Here is a 19,977-nt window from a genome sequence, read left to right as displayed (position 1 = left end):
TTCAGTGAAGGCCAGATAGTTCATTAAATATTATTTTTCAGCTGTAAGAGCAGCCATTGTGATATAGTTGTATGGTTTGTTGAAGTGTGGCAAGAAGAAGAGGTCTGTCAAGGCCAATTTTTCAATTGTTACATGTTCTTGGATAGCAAGCGAGAACATGTGGATTCCCATGCTAATTGCAATATCATGTGAAACCATTTGGGCACCAAGAATTTCACGACTATCTTTGTCAAAGACAATCTTAATCGCTACTTCATGGTTATCATGTTTCATGAATTCTGGTTTTTGTAGATCGTTAAAGCCTGTTTCAGTTGCATTGTAACCAGCAGCTTTTGCCTTTTCAAGAGTCAAACCAGTTGAAACCATGTGAAGTCCGTAAATTGAGATACCATTTGATCCTTGCACACCGATTCCTTCCAATTCATGGCCACAAGCATTGTAGGCACCAACGATACCAGTACGTACAGCGTTTGAAGCAAGCGCAATGTAGCTAGTTTCTTTACGAGCATTATCATAGACAGTTGCACAGTCACCAACTGCAAATACACCTGGAAGTGATGTTTCTTGTTTCTTGTCTACAAGGAAGGCACCGTTGCGGAAGAGTTCAATCTTACCATCAGCAAGGGCAGTGTTTGGACGGAAACCAACTGCAAGGATAACCATATCCACATCGAAAGTTTCTTTATCAGTAATCAAGCGTTCAACTTTACCGTCACCTTCGATTGCTTTAACAGTTTGACCTAGAGCCAAGCGGATATTGTGATCTTCCAAGTTCTTGGCCATCATTTGTGTGAAGTCTTTATCATAGTAGCCGTTCAAGACAGTATCAACGATATCAACAAGGACAACTTCTTTTCCAAGACGTTCAAAGGCTTCAGCAAGTTCAACACCGATGTAACCACCACCAACAACAGCAATACGGTCAAGATTTTGACTCTTATCAGCCAATTTGTGAATCACTTCTTCAGCATTTTGGTACAATTTCACGAATTGTACATTGTCAAGAGTTGCTTTAAATTCGCGGTTTCCTTTAACAATTTCAACACCTTCGATTGGTGGCAAGATTGGTGTAGAACCTGTAGCGAAAATCAATTTCTCGTATGATTCTTTGTGCTCTTTTCCTTCAACTTCTGCTGTAACTACTTTGTTATCATAGTCGATTGAAAGAACTGGTGAGTTCATGTATACTTTGGCACCTTTTGCTTCCAATTTTTCTTTATCAGAATAGAACAAGCCTTCAGGACCATCAATTTGTTCACCAATCCAAAGGGCCATTCCACATCCTAGGAAAGAGATGTTAGAGTTTTGGTCAAATACAACGATTTCGTTCTCATTGCCAAAATTATCCAACATAGTATTAATACATGCTGTACCAGCGTGGTTAGCACCAACTACAACGATTTTACTCATAGAAAAATTCCTACCTTCAATTTTAAATTTACTCTTCTAGTATAACATTTACTGTTAGCGTTTACAAGGGTTTTGCTAATTTTCCCGATTTTTTTGTAAAAAAATGTAAATAATCTGTATTTTATCAGCCTTTCTTACAATTACTCTTTATTTTCTGAGCATATTTCTTGACAACTTTACAAATTTTATTTGTGAAAACGCTGACTTTATGATATGCTAGTACTATGGAAAGAAAATGTAAGGGATTAAATTTAATATAAATTTACAATATTTCAACCTTCTTTTCATAAGAGAAAGGAGTTGGTAGCTTGCCTCTTAGTTCACATTCTGAAAGGCTAATGGGGACTACTATCACTATTTCATTAGTAGATGAGCGAGCCGATATCTTGCTCCAAAAATCCTTTGATTTGCTCAAAGAGTTAGAATACCGCTTCAATGCCAATAGCCCAGAATCTGAGTTGATGGAGATCAATTATCAAGCTGGAATAACTCCAGTCAAAGTTCATCCAGATCTGTTTGAGCTGATTTCAATCGGATTAGAGCATAGCCTAGCACCCTCTAGCCATCTCAATATCAGCATTGGTCCCTTGATTCAAACCTGGCGCATCGGTTTTTCAGATGCCAAAGTGGCCCAACCTCAAGAAATTGAATCTGTGCTACCTTTAATCAATCCTCATTTTATCGAGTTAGATTCTTCTACTTCTACTGTGTTTTTAAAACAGAAAGGAATGAAGATCGATCTTGGTTGTTTAGCCAAGGGTTATAGTGCGGATAAGGTTGCCCAATTTCTAAGAGAAGAGGGAGTGACTTCTGCCTTGATCAATCTTGGAGGAAACATCCTAACCATTGGAAAAAATCAGGCAAGAGGAAATCAAGCTTGGCAGATAGGGATTCAAGACCCAGCCAATCCGAGGGGAAATCACTTAATGACCATCCCTGTTGTCAATAAATCTGTCGTAACTTCAGGCATTTATGAACGTCACCTGACTGTCGATGGAAAAGATTACCATCATATTTTTGACAGCCAAACAGGATATCCTATTGAAACGGAACTTGCTAGTCTCACAATTATCTCTGATAAGTCAGTCGATGGTGAAATATGGACAACTCGACTCTTTGGAGAAAGACCTGCTTCCATCCTCTGGCAAGTCGAAAGTTTGGAGGGCATCGAAGCTATCCTCATCGATAAGGAAGGTCACCTAAGCTGTTCTTCAGGAATTCCAACTCTATAGAAATAGATGTTTCAATGGAGTTTTAAAATCGTATTATGTAAAAAGAGAAAGGAAATCTCATGTTAAAACTTATTGCTATTGTTGGAACAAATTCAAAACGTTCTACAAACCGCCAATTGCTTCAATACATGCAAAAACACTTTGCTGAAAAAGCTGAAATTGAACTTGTTGAAATTAAAGACATTCCTGTCTTCAATAAACCAGCCGACAAGCAAGTACCTGTTGAAATTTTAGAAATTGCTGCTAAAATTGAAGATGCAGATGGCGTTATTATCGGTACTCCTGAATATGACCACTCTATCCCAGCTGTTTTAATGAGCGCTCTTGCTTGGTTGTCTTATGGTATTTATCCACTCTTGAACAAACCAATCATGATTACAGGTGCTTCATATGGTACGCTTGGTTCATCACGTGCCCAATTACAACTTCGTCAAATCTTGAATGCTCCAGAAATTAAAGCAAGTGTCCTTCCAGATGAATTCTTGCTTTCACATTCTCTTCAAGCCTTCACCCCAAGTGGTGATCTTGTGGATCTTGATGTTATCAAAAAATTGGATGCCACTTTTGACGACTTCCGTATCTTTGTAAAAATCACAGAAAAATTGCGTAACGCACAAGAACTACTTCGCAAAGATGCTGAAGACTTTGACTGGGAAAATTTGTAAGATAGGAGACCAAAAAGAATGAAATTTGTTGGACTTGTAGGATCAAACTACGATCAATCATATAACCGTAAACTCTTGGAATTTATCCGTCGTCACTTCAAACTTAAATTCGAATTAGAAGTTCTTGAAATTGATGAAGTTCCAATGTTTAACCAAGACGAAAAATGGGATGAAAGTTTCCAATTACGTTATTTATATAATAAAATTACTCGTGCTGATGGTGTTATCATCGCTACTCCTGAGCACAACCATACAATCTCAGCTTCCCTAAAATCTGTTCTAGAATGGCTTTCATACGAAGTTCATCCATTTGAAAACAAGCCAGTCATGATTGTAGGTGCTTCTTACTACGACCAAGGTACTTCTCGTGCCCAGGTTCACCTTCGTAAGATTCTTGACGCTCCAGGTGTCAATGCCTATACTCTTCCAGGAAATGAATTCCTTCTCGGTAAAGCTAAAGAAGCTTTTGATGTTAATGGGAATATCACAAATGAAGGAACTATTAATTTCCTTGCAACATGTTTAGACAACTTTGTAAAATATGTGGGAGTCGTTTCAAAATTGAAAAAACCAAAACCAATCGCACCAGAAGATTTATATTGTACAAATCCAATCGCAACTACCATTCAAGGAGTTGACCCTGATGATCCTGAATGGGTAGAAAAAGCAGCTGAGCTCGTTGGAGCTGTTTCTGGAGATACTTACGTTAAATTAGACCACGGTATCTTAACAGTTAACCAAATTGATATGTTCTTGAAAGCAATGCCATTTGAGTTGACATATGCGGATGATAATAACCAATTCTTGTACTACAATAACGCCCACCAAGATCCAAACACTATGTATGGTAAACGTGTGCGAGTTCAAGCAGGTAGCCGACTAGGAACAGTACATGCTTCTCTACCACCTGCAAGAATGAAAAACGTTGAGTGGGTTGTAGGCGTATTACGTAATGGTGATCAAGAGTATGTTCGTACAATTGTTCCGGGACAACCAGAAGGTGTAATTAATACTCATAACTATAAAGCAATGTACTATCCAGATGGCTCATATGCTGGAATTAATGAAATTATCTTTAATTTCCAACCATGGCTTGATTGGTACTTAGAAACAACTGGTCAACGTCTAGTTGGTGGAAATGCTGCTTCTGCTGGTGGACATGGTCACGGCGATGCAGATGCTACATCTGGAGCTTCTGATGCAGGTGATGCTGGAGGCCACGGTGGTGGTGCAGACGCTACATCTGGTGCAAGTAACTAATCATTTTAGGAACCATCTTGGTTCCTTTTTTAGAGCCAAAAAGACTAGCAAACACAAACTGCTAGTCTTTTGATTATTATTTCATCTATCTTTGTTAAAAGAAAGAATATTTATTATGAATTTGGATCATCGAGACTACGGCCATGTAAACCTTTTTCACGTTGGACTTGGCGTAGTTTTTCTGGTGTAACATCGTTTCCTTCTTCATCCACAATTTTAATTCCTTCAATGTGATGGCGAACAGAACGACGATAACCTTCGATGTACTCCTCACGTAGTTTGGCTTGTTCTACTTTTTCTTCTGGGGTCAAGCCTTCTGTTTTTTTCTTTTTAGCAAGCTCGTTAATACGATCAAGTTTTTTAGGATCCATGTTTCTCTCCTTTATGATAAGATTTTATCCGTTTAACAGATTTTATTTGGTATTGATTTGGTTAAAACGTGCAAGTTTAGCTGCTTTTTGGGTTAAATGAGACAAGATAGCCAAACGATTTTGACGAACAGCCTGATCTTCTGCCATTACCATGGTATTCTCAAAGAAATTATCAATAAGTGGACTAAGCGCAAAGAGTTGCTTCAATTGCTGACTTGCAGAACCTGATAATACAAGTGTTTCTACTGCTTCTGCCAAAGCTTTTTCTTGGTCATTTTCAAAAAGTGCTGAATCAACTGTAGCAACTCCTTCTGCCTTCTCAGCCAAGTTAAAGGCACGAGAAAGTGATTCAACAGATGGTTTGAAGTCTTCTTCCTTGCTTGCTTCTACGAGAGCACTTGCTGCTTCCAACATATCCGCCACAACAAAGTTTGATCCTGCAAGAACGGCTTCCTTGATATCTTTTGGAGTAGAGCCCATCATCTTATCAACACGAGCCTTGATAAAGTCCATAACCTCTGTCTTATTTTCATAAGTCAAGCTGTCGAATTTCAAATCATAAAGGCTATCGATCAGCTCATCCATAGCAATGTGCCAACCAAAGGCATCCAAGATACGAACCACACCTTGAGTCGCGCGACGAAGGGCATAAGGGTCATTAGAACCTGATGGAATCAAGCCTACTGAGAAGAAACTCAAAATCGTATCCAATTTGTCTGCAATAGCAAGCACTGCACCTACCTTGCTCTCTGGAAGTTCTCCTTCGGCTGATGTAGGCATGTAGTGTTCACGAATAGCAGCTGCCACTGCTGAAGTTTCACCAGCAAGAAGAGCATATTTCTCACCCATAATTCCTTGGAGCTCGTCAAATTCACCAACCATACCTGTCAACAAGTCAAACTTGTAAATAGCAGCTGCACGAGCTAGGTCAACTGTTTCATCAGCTGATAAACCTGCTTTTTCTGCCAAAAGTACAGCAATCTGACCCGTACGAATCATGTGTTCACGAAGGGAACCAATCTTCTCGTGGAAAGTGACATTGTTTAATTTTTCAACAAGGTCAGAAATCACCAATTTTTGGTCTTCACGCCAGAAGAATTCACCGTCTTCTAAGCGAGCTACTAAGACTTTTTCATTTCCTTTAATGACATTTTCCAAATGCTCTGCGTTTCCGTTACGGACTGAAATAAAGTTTGGCAAGAGTTTGCCATCTTGATCACGGACAACAAAGTAACGTTGGTGTTCCTTCATCGAAGTGACTAAAACTTCTTCTGGAACGTCAAGGTATTTGGCATCAAAACTTCCCATAAAGGCAGTTGGGTATTCAACCAAGTTCAAGACTTCGTTCAGCAAATCCGCATCAATTTCAATACCTACACCATGTTTTGCCTCAATTTCCTTAATTTGGTCAACAATCATTTGCTCACGTTCACGTGGATCTGCGATTACAAACTGTGCACGAAGGTCTTCTTCATAGCTCAATGCTGACTGAATCTTAGTTTCTTGTCCCAAGAAACGATGACCACGGCTGACACGATCACCCTTGATATCAAGGAAATCCAAATCAAATTCTTGCTCGTCCAAAAGAACGGTTAAAGTGTGAACAGGACGAATATACTCAAAGCTATTACCAGCCCAGTGCATGCTGACAGGGAAAGTCAGTGACTTCAAGACATCCACAACACCAGGAATGATAGATTCAACTGGTTGACCAATTTCTTCCTTAGTGACATAGACATATTCTTCACCCTTGATTTCACGGAATTCGATATCTTCAACAGTCAAGCCTTTCCCACGGACAAATCCTTGAGCTGCTTTGGTGAAGTTTCCATCACTATCCAAGGCGATTTTCTTTGCTGGACCCTTGAAATCTTCTGTCAAATCAGCCTGTTTGTCTGATAAACCAGTTACACGAACAGCCAAACGACGTGGTGTTGAGAAGGTCTGAATAGCTTCAAAAGACAGACGGTTCTCCTTGAGGAAGGCTGCCATTTTTTCGCCTAGTTGTTTTTCACTTGGTGTGACAACATAGGCTGGTAATTCTTCAAGACCGAGTTCTACTAATAAGTTTTTTGTCATGTTTTTTCTCCGAAAAGTATCTTTTTATTTTCCAGTTTGCCTTATGTGATTGGCACGCAAGCAACCAACTTCGTTGTTTCATTGCTAAAATTGGAGCCCAAAGTCTCCAATTTTGCCTAGTATCCTTAGCTTCACTAAGGATACCTTAATCACTGCGGCAACTGGTTCAGGGCTCACACTGTTCGCCCATTTTCGTAATTTGTCACTCTCTTTATTCTGCGTCTTCTGCTAAGAGTTTAGCTCGTGTTTCTTCATCTAAAAGTGGGTAGCCTAGGCGTTTGCGCTCTGCCACAAAGGTTTTGGCTACGACACGGGCTAGGTTACGAATACGAGCGATATAGCCTGCGCGCTCTGTTACAGATACGGCACCACGCGCATCAAGCAGGTTAAAGGTATGTGAACATTTGAGAACATAGTCATAGGCAGGGTGCACTAATCCTTCTTCCAAAGCACGACCAGCCTCTTTTTCAAACTTATCAAAGTTTTCCAGCAACATTTCTTGATCTGAAATTTCAAATGAATATTTTGAGTGCTCGTACTCAGGCTGGATGAAGATTTCTCCGTATTTTACACCATCAGCCCACTCAATATCGTAAACAGAGTCAACCTCTTGGATGTAAGAAGCCAAACGTTCCAAACCATAAGTAACTTCCGCCGTCACAGGGCCAGTTGCCAAACCACCGACTTGTTGGAAATAAGTGAACTGAGTAATTTCCATCCCATCAAGCCAAACTTCCCAACCCAGACCTGCTGAACCAGTTGATGGATTTTCCCAGTTATCCTCAACAAAACGAATATCATGTTCCATAGGATTGATTCCCAATTTTTCCAAAGACTCAAGGTAAAGTTCTTGAATATTTGATGGAGAAGGCTTCATGACCACTTGGAATTGGTGGTGTTGGTAAAGACGGTTCGGGTTTTCCCCGTAACGACCGTCAGCAGGACGACGTGATGGTTCTACATAAGCCGCATTCCATGGCTCAGGACCGATAGCACGAAGGAAAGTGTAAGGACTCATTGTTCCCGCACCTTTTTCATTGTCATAAGCCTGCATAAGCATACAACCTTGGTCATTCCAAAATTGTTGCAAAGTAAGGATGATTTCCTGGAAAGTCAATTTTTTAGACATTATTTACTCCTTTTTATATAAATTACTTGCGACACGAGTCTGCCTCGTCGATCATACGAGGCAAGACGAGTTAGTACTGCGTCTAGCTCAGGCACTCTAGTGTTGAGCGTGGGGCAGCCCGACTGTAAGGAGGTCTCTGCCACTGACGCAGTGAAATGTCAATTTTTTAGACATTGTTTACTCCTTTAGTTTTTATATTTCTTTTTCAATTAATTTCTGCTGAACAAACCAATTTAACAAGGGAAGAGTTTTATCTGTATTTGCCCATAAATGATAAGAATCGAAAACCGCTTGTACACTACCTAGATTTTCTACCAACTTATCTATTGTCAAAAAACTACGCCAGTATTCGTAAAAAATACTTGCATAATTCTTATCATAAGTCGAAGAATCAAAATCATTCAATGAATGCCAACCATACTTCTTCTGAAAAAGTTCTACGAGAGATTGATTACAAATTTTTTCCGCTTGAAATTCCTCTTCTGTTAAGAAATACTTGCGACTAATATATTCAACCATCCCCTCTTCGAACCAGATATAAGAGTCGTAATCATCAAAATCATCTAAAAAATGCTCCGACCAATGAGCTAACTCATGTCCTACAATCTGTAAGAGAAAATTTTCAGATAAAGAATGATAGTGACTTTCTATTGCTTGAGTTTGCTGAGAACACTCGTAGTCCATCAACTGATACAAATACAACTCTTTCCAAACAGCTAAATCAGGCGTCATAACCATTCGTCTATTATTTGTATAGGCTGGAACAGCACTTTCCCTAATAATCTGTGTGGCAGCATTAAAACTTGACCAAATAACGGCTTGCGGTAAATCACAGACTGCAAGTTCATTTTTTAAAAAAGATTGATAATCTTTCAACTTTTCAGTATTTCTTACTACAAAATCTCGAAATGCAGCTAGTTGACTATCGTCTTTTACAAGATAAAAGTTTTCCACGTCTCTCCTTTCTTTCACATAATAGACTGAATAAGCGAAAGAACCGCGTCCGACAATCCTAGGTTGATTTAACCTAGGGGCGTCAGAAACGCGGTTCCACCCTAATTTATTACTTCATTGATTTTGAAAATACGACAGAAAGCGCCAGTTCTTTATTTTGCCCTACTTGGCTCCCACTATCCCAAGCTCGCTTCAAGAACGCCATAAGACTTTCTTTCCTGTTGACTATTATAGCAAAAAACAAACAGATGTACAATTCTTTTTATGATTTTCTAGAAATCCATGTCATCAACTCTTGGAGCACCCGACTGAACAGCTATCGTTTTTAGGGTTTCTCGCTCTTCCTGACTAAGTTCAATTCCAAAGCAATCAAGATTAGCCTGAATACCAGTTGCTGTGATAGATTTTGGAAGCGGTAAAAATCCTTCTGCCAAACTCCAAGCTAGTGCAATTTGAGCTACAGATTTTCCATGTCTAGCTGCAATTTCTTTTACCTCTTCCTTATCAAATAATTCTCCTTGTCCAAAAGGTCCCCAGGCTTCTAATAGAATATCTTTGCTCCTACAATAGTCTACCACTTCTTTCTGGTAGACTCCTGGTGCCAAACGAACTTGGTTAACCGCTGGGAGGATTTGTGCTGTCTCAAGCAAGGAAGCCAAATGATGGGGAAGAAAATTACTAACTCCGATAGCACGTATTTTACCTTCTTGATAGAGGTCTTCCATAGCTCTCCAAACTTCCGCATTTCGGATTTTCCATTGGTCATTTTCTCTGAGCGGTTTTGGGTTCGGCCAATGAATCAAATACAAATCCAAATATTCCAAACCAAGTTTCTCCAAAGATTCTTCAAAAGCCTGACGAGTCTGCTCATAGTTGTGATTTGTATTCCAGAGTTTACTGGTTACAAAAATTTCCTCCCTCGGAATGCCACTATCTTGAATAGCACGACCAACGCTTTCTTCGTTTTTATAGATAGCAGCCGTATCGATATGCCGATAGCCTGCCTTTAAAGCCTCTAAAACTGCTTGGTATGCAATCTCTCCATTTTCAGCTTTCCAAGTTCCAAATCCCAAAACTGGAATTGAAACTCCATTATTTAAGGTGTAGTATTTCATCATATTTCCTTTCTGGATAAAAAAATCCAAAGAAATTAGTTCTCAAAGAAAACAAATCTCTTTAGATTTAGTGTTTTACTGATCACGACTATAGAAAAGTTGGTGGGGTCTCAAACGTGTATCCAACAAATCTGGAATTGTTACGAAACTATATCCTTGTCCTTTCAGATAGTCAATAATCTTTGGTAAGGCATTGACAGTTTCACCATGAATATCATGCAGTAACACAATAGATCCGCTACGAACCTGTCTTTGTACCTCCGTCAAGATGGATGTTTCATTCTTACTCTTCCAATCCAGACTATCTACATCCCACATAATAAAACTCAAATCTAAACTATTTCGGATATCATTTGTGATCGCTCCATATGGAGGGCGCATAAGTTTAGAACTAGATCCTAAAACTTTTATTAAAGCATCCTCAGTGTCAGTAATTTGTTTTTTCGCCTCATCAAGAGAAAGTTTTGAGAGTACTGGATGGCTCCAACTATGATTTCCAATAACATGCCCATCCTTTTTCATTCGTTTTAATATCTCTTCATTTCCAGAAATATTTTTACCTAACACAAAGAAAGTAGCTTTAATTCCATTCTTAGAGAGTATGTCTAGAGCCTGATTTGTAGTTGAAGGATTTGGACCATCATCAAAGGTCAATGCAACTACTTTTTGATTTTTCTTCTCAAAATAAGCCTTATAAAGTTCTGCATCCTTGTCTTGCAGATACGAAGATTGTAAAACATTAAAGAAAGCGGACACAGGTAAAGGAATCTCGTCTATACTTTCAACTTTCTGATTTGGGAAAAGGATAATCTGGCTATCCTTATAATCAAAATTCCAGGTAGAAATTTCTTTATCTGAAAATTCTTTAACAAGCTGATCAATCTTTTCTTGATCCAATTTCTTGTCTATTAAGAATGCATTAATTTCTTTTAAGAAGACTTCCTTGGCTTTAATCGTATCTAAAAACAGTTGATCAATGGTAAAAGATTTTCCTTCTTCATTCAAATGGAACTTTGCAAGTGTAGTTTTTTCAGTTTCCTCAACTTTAAAAGACGCTAAATCGTATACTTGTTTGGTAACATTATGATCACTAATTCCTTTTAAAGCAGAATTCTGTTTCTCTGTATAATAAAAAACAAGGGTATCCTTATCTTCTAATTTTTCTTTGATATCTTGTGTCATAATTCCTTTGAGAGACGTAACCACTTGGCCACCATTTAGAGGATAATATGCAACTACTTCAGCTTTGCCCTTGCGAAAATGATCTTTTTGATTCCCTTGACTAAATTGAGCCTCTTTTTCTTGTTTTATACTTTCAATCTTTTGTTCAAAACTTTGTTTTGTGTACAATTTATAACCAATCATTGATCCTAGAATACAAATACTAACTGATAACAGACTCACCAAGGCTAGTAAGGCTATTCTTTTTTTACCGTGGTTTACACGTTTGATTCTACTTTTATTCATAAGACTATCTTATCAAATTTAAGCTATAATTTCAATGAAAAAAGGAGGGAAATCGTCCTCCTTTTGTGTTATTTAACAGCTTCTTTCAAAGCTTCTACTTTATCCAATCGCTCCCATGGGAGATCAATATCCGTACGTCCCATATGACCATAAGCCGCTGTTTGACGGTAAATTGGTCGTTTGAGATCTAGCATTTTGATAATCCCTGCAGGACGAAGGTCAAAGATTTGACGAGCTGCTTTTTCAAGTTTACTTTCAGCAACCGTTCCAGTACCAAAGGTATCGATACGGACAGATACTGGTTGTGCTACACCAATTGCATAAGCAAGTTGTACTTCTGCTTTCTTAGCAAGACCTGCTGCAACGATATTTTTAGCAATATAACGAGCTGCATAAGAGGCTGATCGGTCAACCTTAGTCGCATCCTTACCAGAAAAAGCCCCGCCACCATGACGTGAATAGCCTCCATATGTATCTACGATAATCTTACGACCTGTCAAACCAGAGTCTCCTTGAGGTCCACCAATAACGAAGCGACCAGTTGGATTGATAAAGAATTTGGTTTGCGCATCTAAGTAAGAAGCTGGTATCACTTCTTTGATAACCTTCTTAATGACATCATCGTGGATTTGTTCATTGCTGACTTCTGGATCGTGTTGAGTTGAAATAACAACAGTATCGACACGAACTGGACGGTCATTTTCATCATACTCAACAGTCACTTGAGATTTAGCATCTGGACGTAGATAGCTAATTTCCCCCGACTTACGAAGTTCTGCCAGACGACGAACCAATTTATGACTGAGTGAAATTGGTAATGGCATAAACTCCTCAGTCTCATCAACTGCAAATCCAAACATGAGACCTTGGTCTCCAGCACCAATCAAATCCAGTGGATCTTGATCTGCATTTCCACGAACTTCCAAGGCTTCATTGACACCTTGTGCAATATCTGGAGATTGCTCAACGAGTGATGGATGAACTCCTACCGTTTCAGCAGAAAATCCATACTCAGTATTGGTATACCCAATCTCAGCAATGGTATCACGAACCACACGATTGATATCTACATAAGCAGTTGTAGATATTTCCCCAAAAACATGGACGGAACCAGTATAAACAGCTGTCTCAGCTGCAACGTGAGCTTCTGGATCTTTTGCTAAAATAGCATCCAAAATCGCATCTGAAATTTGGTCTGCAATCTTGTCTGGATGCCCCTCAGATACAGATTCAGACGTGAATAATTTACGTTCTGACATAAAAATGTCCCCCCTTAAATATAGTGTTATAGAGTTACAAAGTACTGGTAGGAAAACAACTATTGATGAATGCCTACCATCTTATCGGGACTATATAACCACATCATTATACCATTTTTTGGACTATTTTGTACAATTTTACGCCATTCTACGTAAAAGAAAAGGATTGATTTCGACATACATCAAAATTCAATCCTTTAAACATGTTTACTTCATTTTTAAAATAAAAGATGGTAATGGATAGTTTTCTAAAAAAACTCTTATTTTACAAAACCTTACTCAAAAAGTCTTTGGTTCTTTGTTCATGGGTCTGTTCGAAAATTTGTTCTGGTGTTCCGTCTTCTACCACCACTCCATCTGCCATAAAGATGACTCGGTCTGCTACTTCACGAGCAAATCCCATTTCATGCGTAACAATCACCATGGTCATCCCAGATTTGGCAAGATCTTGCATAACACCTAGTACTTCACCTACCATCTCTGGATCTAAAGCTGATGTCGGTTCATCAAAGAGTAAGACATCTGGTTCCATAGCTAGGCCACGGGCGATAGCAATCCGTTGCTGTTGTCCACCTGACAAACTCTGAGGATAGGCCTTCGCCTTATCAGGTAAACCAACTTTTTCTAAAAGTTCTTGCGCTCTCTTTTCGGCAACTTGCTTACTTTCTCCCTTCGTTTTAATAGGTGACAAGGTAATATTTTCCACCACAGTCATATTTGGAAAGAGATTGAACTGTTGAAATACCATTCCCATCTTCTCACGCATGGCAAACAGGTCATTCTTCTTGTCCGTAATATCGACTCCCTCAAAGATAACCTTCCCCTGGCTTGCTTCTTCCAACAAATTCATAGAGCGAAGCAAGGTAGATTTCCCACTCCCTGAAGGACCGATGATAACGACAACTTCTCCTCTTTTAATCTCGAGGTTGATGCCCTTTAATACTTCATTCTTGCCAAAGCATTTATGGAGGTTTTCAATTTTTATCAAAGTTTCTGTCATTATTTTTTATCTCCTTGTCCTAGACGTTTTTCAAAAGCTTTCAAGGCCACTGTCAAAATTGAGGTCATCACCAAATAATAAAAGGCTGCAAATAAAAGTGGTGTTAAAGGTAGATAGGTTGTTGTAGAAACTGTCGTAGCTCCATTCCACAACTCCATAACACCAATAGCTGATAAAAGGGAACTATCCTTGATAATGGTGATAAATTCATTCCCCAATGCTGGCAAAATATTTTTGATAGCTTGTGGCAAAATCACATAGCGCATAGCATTTTTAGGACGAATACCTAGGGAGTAGGCCGCTTCTAATTGACCTTTTGGAACGGCATTGATACCCGCACGAACTGTTTCAGAAACATAAGCACCACTGTTCATAGAGATTATCAAAATCCCTGGAATCAGACGAGAAAGATCAACCCCCAAAATCCCAACTTGAATAGTCGGAGCATCGATATGCATAAGGGCAAAGGCAATCATAATCTGAACCATCATTGGTGTCCCACGGAAAATCCAAACGTACAAGTTTGCGAGCCATGCAAGCGGTTTAAAATTTGAACGTTGCCCAAAAGCCAAGACAACACCCAAAATAGTCCCCAAAAAGACAACACATATAGAAATGAGAACCGTCACAATAGCCCCATAGTTAAAATAAGGTAAATACTTAGGTAAAAAAGAAAAATTCATAGTCAAACTGCTTTCTAAAATAAAATACTGTATGATTATAACATAAGTTGCATTAAAATGCAAATACTTTGTCAAATTTATCTTAAAAATCTTTTAGAAGTTAGAAATAGTGAGAAATCTTAGTTTTTTCTAGTCAAGATGCCCTTATTTGTGGTAAAATAGTAACGATAAGAAATGAAGGAGAATCAAAATGGAATCACATTTGGTTAGGATCATCAACCGTCTAGAAGCAATGACAAAAGACGGTGGAAATTTAAAACGTAACTTTGAACGTGAAGGAGTTGTTGTTGCAGAAGTTGCATACAGCTATGATGAAGAAAACGGAGCACTCTTTACCCTTCGTGATGTAGAAGCACGTGAAACTTACACTTTTGATAGTATCGACTTGATTGCAATGGAGATTTACGAACTCCTTTACTAATTTTTACAAAAGTCAGAATCAACCCTATTATAATTTACCAAAATCCTTTTTGTCTCCACAAAAGGGATTTTTTAGACTTCTTTTACTTTTATGATACTATTAGCACTCTTTTATAAAAAGTGCCAACATCCAATCTTTTTACTTGCTTTACAACTCAATCCTGTTATAATGAATGTATAGAAATTTGACTATTTTTGACCTTTTTGCTAGGTTAAATTCAAAACGAAATGAGGTAGATGTATGCTTTGTCAAAACTGCAAAATCAATGACTCAACGATTCATCTTTACACCAATCATAATGGGTACCAAAAACAAATTGATTTGTGTCAAAATTGTTATAAAATTATTAAAACAGATCCAAATAATACACTATTCAAAGGTATGACCGATTTAAACAATAGAGATTTTGATCCATTTGGTGACTTTTTCAATGATTTAAATAATTTTAAACCTTCTTCGCACGATACTCCTCCTATCCCTCCTACTCAATCAGGTGGGGGCTATGGTGGCAACGGGGGCTATGGTTCACAAAGCCGTGGTCCAGCTCAAACTCCACCTCCAAGCCAAGAAAAAGGCCTTCTAGAGGAATTTGGTATCAATATTACTGAGATTGCCCGTCGTGGAGATATTGACCCTGTTATTGGTCGAGATGAAGAAATTATCCGGGTTATCGAAATTCTAAACCGTAGAACCAAAAACAATCCCGTTCTCATCGGAGAGCCTGGTGTCGGTAAAACAGCCGTAGTGGAAGGCCTAGCTCAAAAAATCGTCGATGGTGATGTTCCTCATAAACTTCAAGGTAAGCAAGTCATCCGTCTAGACGTAGTCAGCTTAGTTCAAGGAACTGGTATCCGTGGGCAATTTGAGGAACGCATGCAAAAACTCATGGAAGAGATTCGCCAGCGCAATGATATTATTCTCTTTATAGATGAAATCCATGAGATTGTCGGTGCAGGTTCTGCTGGAGATGGCAATATGGATGCAGGCAATATCCTAAAACCAGCTCTGTCTCGCGGGGAGTTACAATTGGTAGGAGCTACTACTCTCAACGAATACCGAATTATTGAAAAGGATGCTGCCCTTGAGCGTCGTATGCAACCCGTTAAGGTTGATGAACCAACGGTTGAAGAAACGATTATCATCCTAAAAGGTATCCAAAAGAAATACGAAGACTACCATCACGTTCATTATACGGATAGTGCCATTGAAGCGGCTGCTACTTTATCCAATCGTTATATACAGGATCGTTTCTTACCAGATAAGGCTATTGACCTTCTGGATGAAGCAGGATCTAAGATGAACTTGACTTTAAATTTTGTAGATCCAAAAATAATTGATCAACGCTTGATTGAAGCTGAAAATCTCAAGTCACAAGCTACACGTGATGAAGATTTTGAAAAAGCTGCCTATTTCCGAGATCAGATTGCAAAATATAAGGAAATGCAAAAAACAAAGGTGACAGACCAAGATACACCAATAATCAGCGAAAAAACGATTGAGCATATTATCGAGCAAAAAACAAATATCCCTGTTGGCGATCTTAAAGAAAAAGAACAGTCTCAACTCATCCACTTAGCAGAAGACCTAAAAGCCCATGTTATTGGACAGGACGAAGCTGTTGATAAAATCGCTAAAGCTATTCGCCGTAATCGTGTGGGACTAGGTACTCCTAATCGTCCAATCGGGAGTTTCCTCTTTGTTGGGCCAACCGGTGTCGGAAAAACAGAGCTTTCAAAACAACTTGCTATTGAACTCTTTGGCTCTGCTGATAGCATGATTCGCTTTGATATGAGTGAATATATGGAAAAACACAGCGTAGCCAAACTTGTAGGGGCCCCTCCAGGTTATGTCGGCTATGACGAAGCTGGGCAACTAACGGAAAAAGTTCGTCGAAATCCCTACTCACTCATTCTACTGGACGAGGTCGAAAAAGCTCATCCAGATGTCATGCATATGTTCCTTCAAGTATTAGACGATGGTCGTTTGACAGATGGACAAGGACGTACTGTTAGCTTCAAAGATGCCATCATTATCATGACCTCAAATGCTGGAACAGGAAAATCAGAAGCAAGCGTTGGTTTTGGAGCTGCTCGAGAAGGACGCACCAACTCTGTTCTTGGAGAACTAGGCAACTTCTTTAGCCCAGAGTTTATGAACCGTTTTGATGGTATCATTGAATTTAAAGCTCTGAGCAAGGATAACCTCCTTCAAATCGTTGAACTAATGCTAGCAGATGTGAACAAACGCCTTTCTAGCAATAACATCCACCTCGATGTGACAGACAAGGTCAAGGAAAAATTGGTAGACCTTGGTTACGATCCAAAAATGGGAGCGCGTCCACTACGCCGTACTATTCAAGACTATATTGAAGACGCTATCACTGACTACTATCTTGAAAATCCAAGTGAAAAAGATCTCAAAGCAGTTATGACAAGTAATGGTAAAATTCAAATCAAATCTGCAAAGAAAACTGAAACTAAAACTTCTGAAAGTGAGTAAAACATCCAGATAGAACAGAGATGCTAGTCGTCTCTGTTCTATTTTTTCTAAAATAATCACTAGCCACTTGACACCTTGCCTTTAGTCCATTATGATAATAGTAAAGATACTTGATAATGAGGAATATACTATGGCAAACCCAACCTTTGGTGAAAAAAAAGAAAATGTCAACTACATAGCTCGATATGGTGTATACGCTGTTATACCTGACAAAACTAAACAAAAAATTGTTCTCGTGCAAGCTCCAAACGGTGCTTGGTTTTTACCCGGTGGAGAGATCGAAACTGATGAAAATCATCAAGAAGCTCTGAAACGTGAGCTGATTGAGGAACTTGGCTTTACAGCTGAAATTGGTACTTACTTTGGTCAGGCTGATGAGTATTTTTATTCCCGTCACCGTGATACTTACTATTATAACCCCGCCTATCTCTATGAAGCCACTTCTTTTCAAGAAGTACAAAAGCCCCTAGAAGACTTTAATCATATTGCATGGTTCTCAATTGATCAAGCCATTGAAAATCTTAAGCGAGGAAGTCATAAATGGGCAATTGAATCTTGGAAAAAACTCTATAAGATTGACTAAAACAAGTCTTTTTCTTCAAAAAGTGCTATAATAGTATTAGAAAATTGGAGGAAACAATATGAAGCTTATCAATACGACTAATTCACATTCTCATCTTGTTAAGAGCCAGCTAGAAAGTACTGATGCAACACTAGTTGAGGTCTACTCTGCAGGAAATACAGATGTTATTTTTACCCAAGCCCCGCTTCACTATGAAATCCTCATCTCGAATAAACACCGTGCTATTCGCGAGCCTGAAATTGAAGCTATTCAAGAGTTTTTCTTAAAACGTAAAATTAGCAAAGAAACTATTGATGAGGCCAATATCAAAACACTCTATTCAGAAAAATTGATTGAGATATCGATTCCTACAAAATAAAATATTGGAGAGGTTGTAAAGCGTTCAAAAGGTTAGGACCCGATTTTAGTTCTATCTTGCTTTTAAAGCATCTCCGATTTTTTATACTGAAATGACAGCATAGTTTTAAACGAGTAGAATTTCTATCCATTTGTCACTGAAATTCTTATTCATCCAATATGTATACTTCAGTGAAAACCACATACTTGCTAAAGGAGACCATGTATGGAACAAATTATGTATAGAAAAGCAAGGATAGATGAATACAAAAAAATTGGGAAAATATTAGCCAAGTCCTTCATTGATTACCCATTTTTAACAATTATTAAAGATGATTTAAAAAAACCTGAATACTATCCTGAATTTTTAGAATTAATGGAAAGCCTTCTAACGAGACTTTATATCAAAGGTGAAACATGTTTAATAGCTGAACAAGAGGGTGAGATAGTGGCAGTTGCCCTGTTGCAACAACATGATTTTTCGATATTCTCCTATTTATTAAATGGTATCATAAAACTTTTTCAATACATTAGTCCACAAAAGCTTTTAAAATACCTTGATCTAGTAGAACGTTCTGAAAGACATTTAAAAAAATCTGAAAACTTCGATTGGTATTTGATGATGCTTGCTGTTAATTCATCCACTAAAGGCAGAGGAATCGGCAGTGCTTTTCTGAAGGAGTGTGTGGAACCTTATGTTAAATCAAAAGGATGTAAGCACTTGGGACTCATTACAAGTACGGAAAAAAATGTTTCTTTCTATGAAAAAAATGATTATGTATTACAAGATTTTATGGAATTAAAATATGGTACAAAATCAATTGGCAACTGGGCTTTTTTAAAGACAATCACTGCTAGCTAAGGAAAACAAATTTCAATATGATAAAAGCATCTTGATAAGATGCTTTTTCTGATGAATTTTATTCCAAATATTCCACTATCAGTTTACCATTTAAACATATCCACATTTATCAATCTCTTACTACTAAAAACTATTTTAAGCACAATAAAACCGCTAATCCTAAGACTAGCGGTTTAATCATGTTTTAAGCTACTAATGTAGTTGCTCTATTATTTAAGAGTAACTGAAGCTCCAGCTTCTTCCAATTTAGCTTTGATTTCTTCAGCTTCTGCAGTTGCAACGCCTTCTTTAACAAGTGCTGGTGCACCGTCAACAAGTTCTTTAGCTTCTTTAAGTCCAAGACCAGTGATTTCACGTACAACTTTGATAACGCCAACTTTTTTGTCGCCTGCAGATGTCAATTCAACGTCGAATGAATCTTTAGCAGCACCAGCGTCAGCAGCACCAGCTGCAGCAACAGCTACAGGAGCAGCTGCAGTTACACCAAATTCTTCTTCGATAGCTTTTACAAGGTCGTTCAATTCAAGGATTGAAGCTTCTTTAATTTCAGCAATAATGTTTTCAATGTTCAATGCCATTGTTATTTCCTCCAAATAAGTTTTAAATTTTATAATAGTTTTTTCGTAGCTAGGCTACGCTGCGTAGCTTAAGA

19 protein-coding genes are annotated in these 19,977 nt (G+C 38.4%); 8 read left to right on the top strand and 11 right to left on the bottom strand.

Annotation, left to right across the window (positions count from 1 at the left end; all coding sequences use genetic code 11):
* Positions 1-30 precede the first annotated feature (30 nt).
* Positions 31-1,410, bottom strand: coding sequence for a H2O-forming NADH oxidase (gene nox / locus HMPREF1117_RS04990; RefSeq protein WP_000036796.1), 1,380 nt, complete (start codon positions 1,408-1,410; stop codon positions 31-33).
* Between the two features lie 308 nt (positions 1,411-1,718).
* Here nox and HMPREF1117_RS04985 point away from each other — a divergent pair, with 308 nt between their 5' ends.
* Genes HMPREF1117_RS04985 through HMPREF1117_RS04975 form a run of 3 tightly spaced genes read left to right on the top strand, consistent with a single transcriptional unit; the run spans position 1,719 to position 4,567 of the window.
* Positions 1,719-2,642 carry an FAD:protein FMN transferase gene (locus HMPREF1117_RS04985; RefSeq protein WP_001131395.1) on the top strand — a complete coding sequence of 308 codons (924 nt, stop codon included), beginning with the start codon at positions 1,719-1,721 and terminating at the stop codon, positions 2,640-2,642.
* Positions 2,643-2,701: 59 nt separating this feature from the next.
* On the top strand, positions 2,702-3,307 hold the full coding sequence (locus HMPREF1117_RS04980; protein WP_000915953.1) for an NADPH-dependent FMN reductase: 606 nt from the start codon (positions 2,702-2,704) through the stop codon (positions 3,305-3,307).
* 18 nt (positions 3,308-3,325) lie between these two features.
* Positions 3,326-4,567: an NAD(P)H-dependent oxidoreductase gene (locus HMPREF1117_RS04975; RefSeq protein ID WP_000673659.1), complete on the top strand. Its 1,242-nt coding sequence runs from the start codon at positions 3,326-3,328 to the stop codon at positions 4,565-4,567.
* 113 nt (positions 4,568-4,680) lie between these two features.
* Here HMPREF1117_RS04975 and HMPREF1117_RS04970 read toward each other — a convergent pair whose 3' ends face one another.
* From HMPREF1117_RS04970 to HMPREF1117_RS04930, 9 genes are all read right to left on the bottom strand, one after another.
* Positions 4,681-4,938, bottom strand: a complete 258-nt coding sequence (locus tag HMPREF1117_RS04970) for a DUF896 family protein (RefSeq protein WP_000371303.1) — start codon at positions 4,936-4,938, stop codon at positions 4,681-4,683.
* Positions 4,939-4,980: 42 nt separating this feature from the next.
* A complete protein-coding gene (glyS, locus tag HMPREF1117_RS04965) occupies positions 4,981-7,017 on the bottom strand; it encodes a glycine--tRNA ligase subunit beta (RefSeq protein ID WP_000164750.1) in 2,037 nt (678 codons plus the stop codon).
* Positions 7,018-7,228: 211 nt separating this feature from the next.
* The gene (gene glyQ, locus HMPREF1117_RS04960; protein WP_000038751.1) at positions 7,229-8,146 is read right to left on the bottom strand and encodes a glycine--tRNA ligase subunit alpha; all 918 of its coding nucleotides are present in this window, start codon (positions 8,144-8,146) and stop codon (positions 7,229-7,231) included.
* A 192-nt stretch (positions 8,147-8,338) separates the two neighbouring features.
* The gene (locus HMPREF1117_RS04955) at positions 8,339-9,100 is read right to left on the bottom strand and encodes a hypothetical protein (protein WP_000427250.1); all 762 of its coding nucleotides are present in this window, start codon (positions 9,098-9,100) and stop codon (positions 8,339-8,341) included.
* Positions 9,101-9,372: 272 nt separating this feature from the next.
* Positions 9,373-10,215 carry an aldo/keto reductase gene (locus tag HMPREF1117_RS04950; RefSeq protein ID WP_000878684.1) on the bottom strand — a complete coding sequence of 281 codons (843 nt, stop codon included), beginning with the start codon at positions 10,213-10,215 and terminating at the stop codon, positions 9,373-9,375.
* 75 nt (positions 10,216-10,290) lie between these two features.
* Positions 10,291-11,682, bottom strand: coding sequence for a peptidoglycan-N-acetylglucosamine deacetylase PgdA (gene pgdA, locus HMPREF1117_RS04945; protein ID WP_001043554.1), 1,392 nt, complete (start codon positions 11,680-11,682; stop codon positions 10,291-10,293).
* Between the two features lie 68 nt (positions 11,683-11,750).
* Positions 11,751-12,941, bottom strand: a complete 1,191-nt coding sequence (metK, locus tag HMPREF1117_RS04940) for a methionine adenosyltransferase (RefSeq protein WP_000003947.1) — start codon at positions 12,939-12,941, stop codon at positions 11,751-11,753.
* Positions 12,942-13,206: 265 nt separating this feature from the next.
* Entirely contained in the window at positions 13,207-13,941 is a 735-nt protein-coding gene (locus tag HMPREF1117_RS04935; RefSeq protein ID WP_000140933.1) for an amino acid ABC transporter ATP-binding protein, read from the bottom strand.
* Positions 13,941-14,624 (bottom strand): amino acid ABC transporter permease, encoded by a 684-nt coding sequence (locus tag HMPREF1117_RS04930; protein WP_001011617.1) that lies wholly within the window; start codon positions 14,622-14,624, stop codon positions 13,941-13,943. Before HMPREF1117_RS04930 ends, HMPREF1117_RS04935 begins: the two co-directional genes overlap by 1 nt.
* 190 nt (positions 14,625-14,814) lie before the next feature.
* On the opposite strand from HMPREF1117_RS04930, the gene HMPREF1117_RS04925 reads away from it, so the two are divergent.
* The 5 genes from HMPREF1117_RS04925 to HMPREF1117_RS04905 all read left to right on the top strand — a co-directional run bounded on the left by HMPREF1117_RS04925 (position 14,815) and on the right by HMPREF1117_RS04905 (position 19,325).
* Positions 14,815-15,045 (top strand): DUF1797 family protein, encoded by a 231-nt coding sequence (locus tag HMPREF1117_RS04925; RefSeq protein WP_000443578.1) that lies wholly within the window; start codon positions 14,815-14,817, stop codon positions 15,043-15,045.
* Between the two features lie 240 nt (positions 15,046-15,285).
* Positions 15,286-17,544, top strand: a complete 2,259-nt coding sequence (locus HMPREF1117_RS04920; protein ID WP_000882473.1) for an ATP-dependent Clp protease ATP-binding subunit — start codon at positions 15,286-15,288, stop codon at positions 17,542-17,544.
* Between the two features lie 130 nt (positions 17,545-17,674).
* Positions 17,675-18,127 carry an NUDIX hydrolase gene (locus HMPREF1117_RS04915; protein ID WP_000013086.1) on the top strand — a complete coding sequence of 151 codons (453 nt, stop codon included), beginning with the start codon at positions 17,675-17,677 and terminating at the stop codon, positions 18,125-18,127.
* A 58-nt stretch (positions 18,128-18,185) separates the two neighbouring features.
* Positions 18,186-18,485 carry a DUF1827 family protein gene (locus HMPREF1117_RS04910; RefSeq protein WP_000767181.1) on the top strand — a complete coding sequence of 100 codons (300 nt, stop codon included), beginning with the start codon at positions 18,186-18,188 and terminating at the stop codon, positions 18,483-18,485.
* A 204-nt stretch (positions 18,486-18,689) separates the two neighbouring features.
* Positions 18,690-19,325 (top strand): GNAT family N-acetyltransferase, encoded by a 636-nt coding sequence (locus tag HMPREF1117_RS04905; protein ID WP_000435122.1) that lies wholly within the window; start codon positions 18,690-18,692, stop codon positions 19,323-19,325.
* Positions 19,326-19,534: 209 nt separating this feature from the next.
* Here HMPREF1117_RS04905 and rplL read toward each other — a convergent pair whose 3' ends face one another.
* Positions 19,535-19,903, bottom strand: a complete 369-nt coding sequence (gene rplL / locus HMPREF1117_RS04900; RefSeq protein WP_001196965.1) for a 50S ribosomal protein L7/L12 — start codon at positions 19,901-19,903, stop codon at positions 19,535-19,537.
* Positions 19,904-19,977 lie beyond the last annotated feature (74 nt).

The sequence above is a fragment of the Streptococcus sp. SK643 genome (assembly GCF_000259505.1).
GTDB lineage: Bacteria > Bacillota > Bacilli > Lactobacillales > Streptococcaceae > Streptococcus.
Note: the sequence above shows the minus strand (reverse complement) of the source record. Positions and strands in the feature narration are given on the sequence as shown.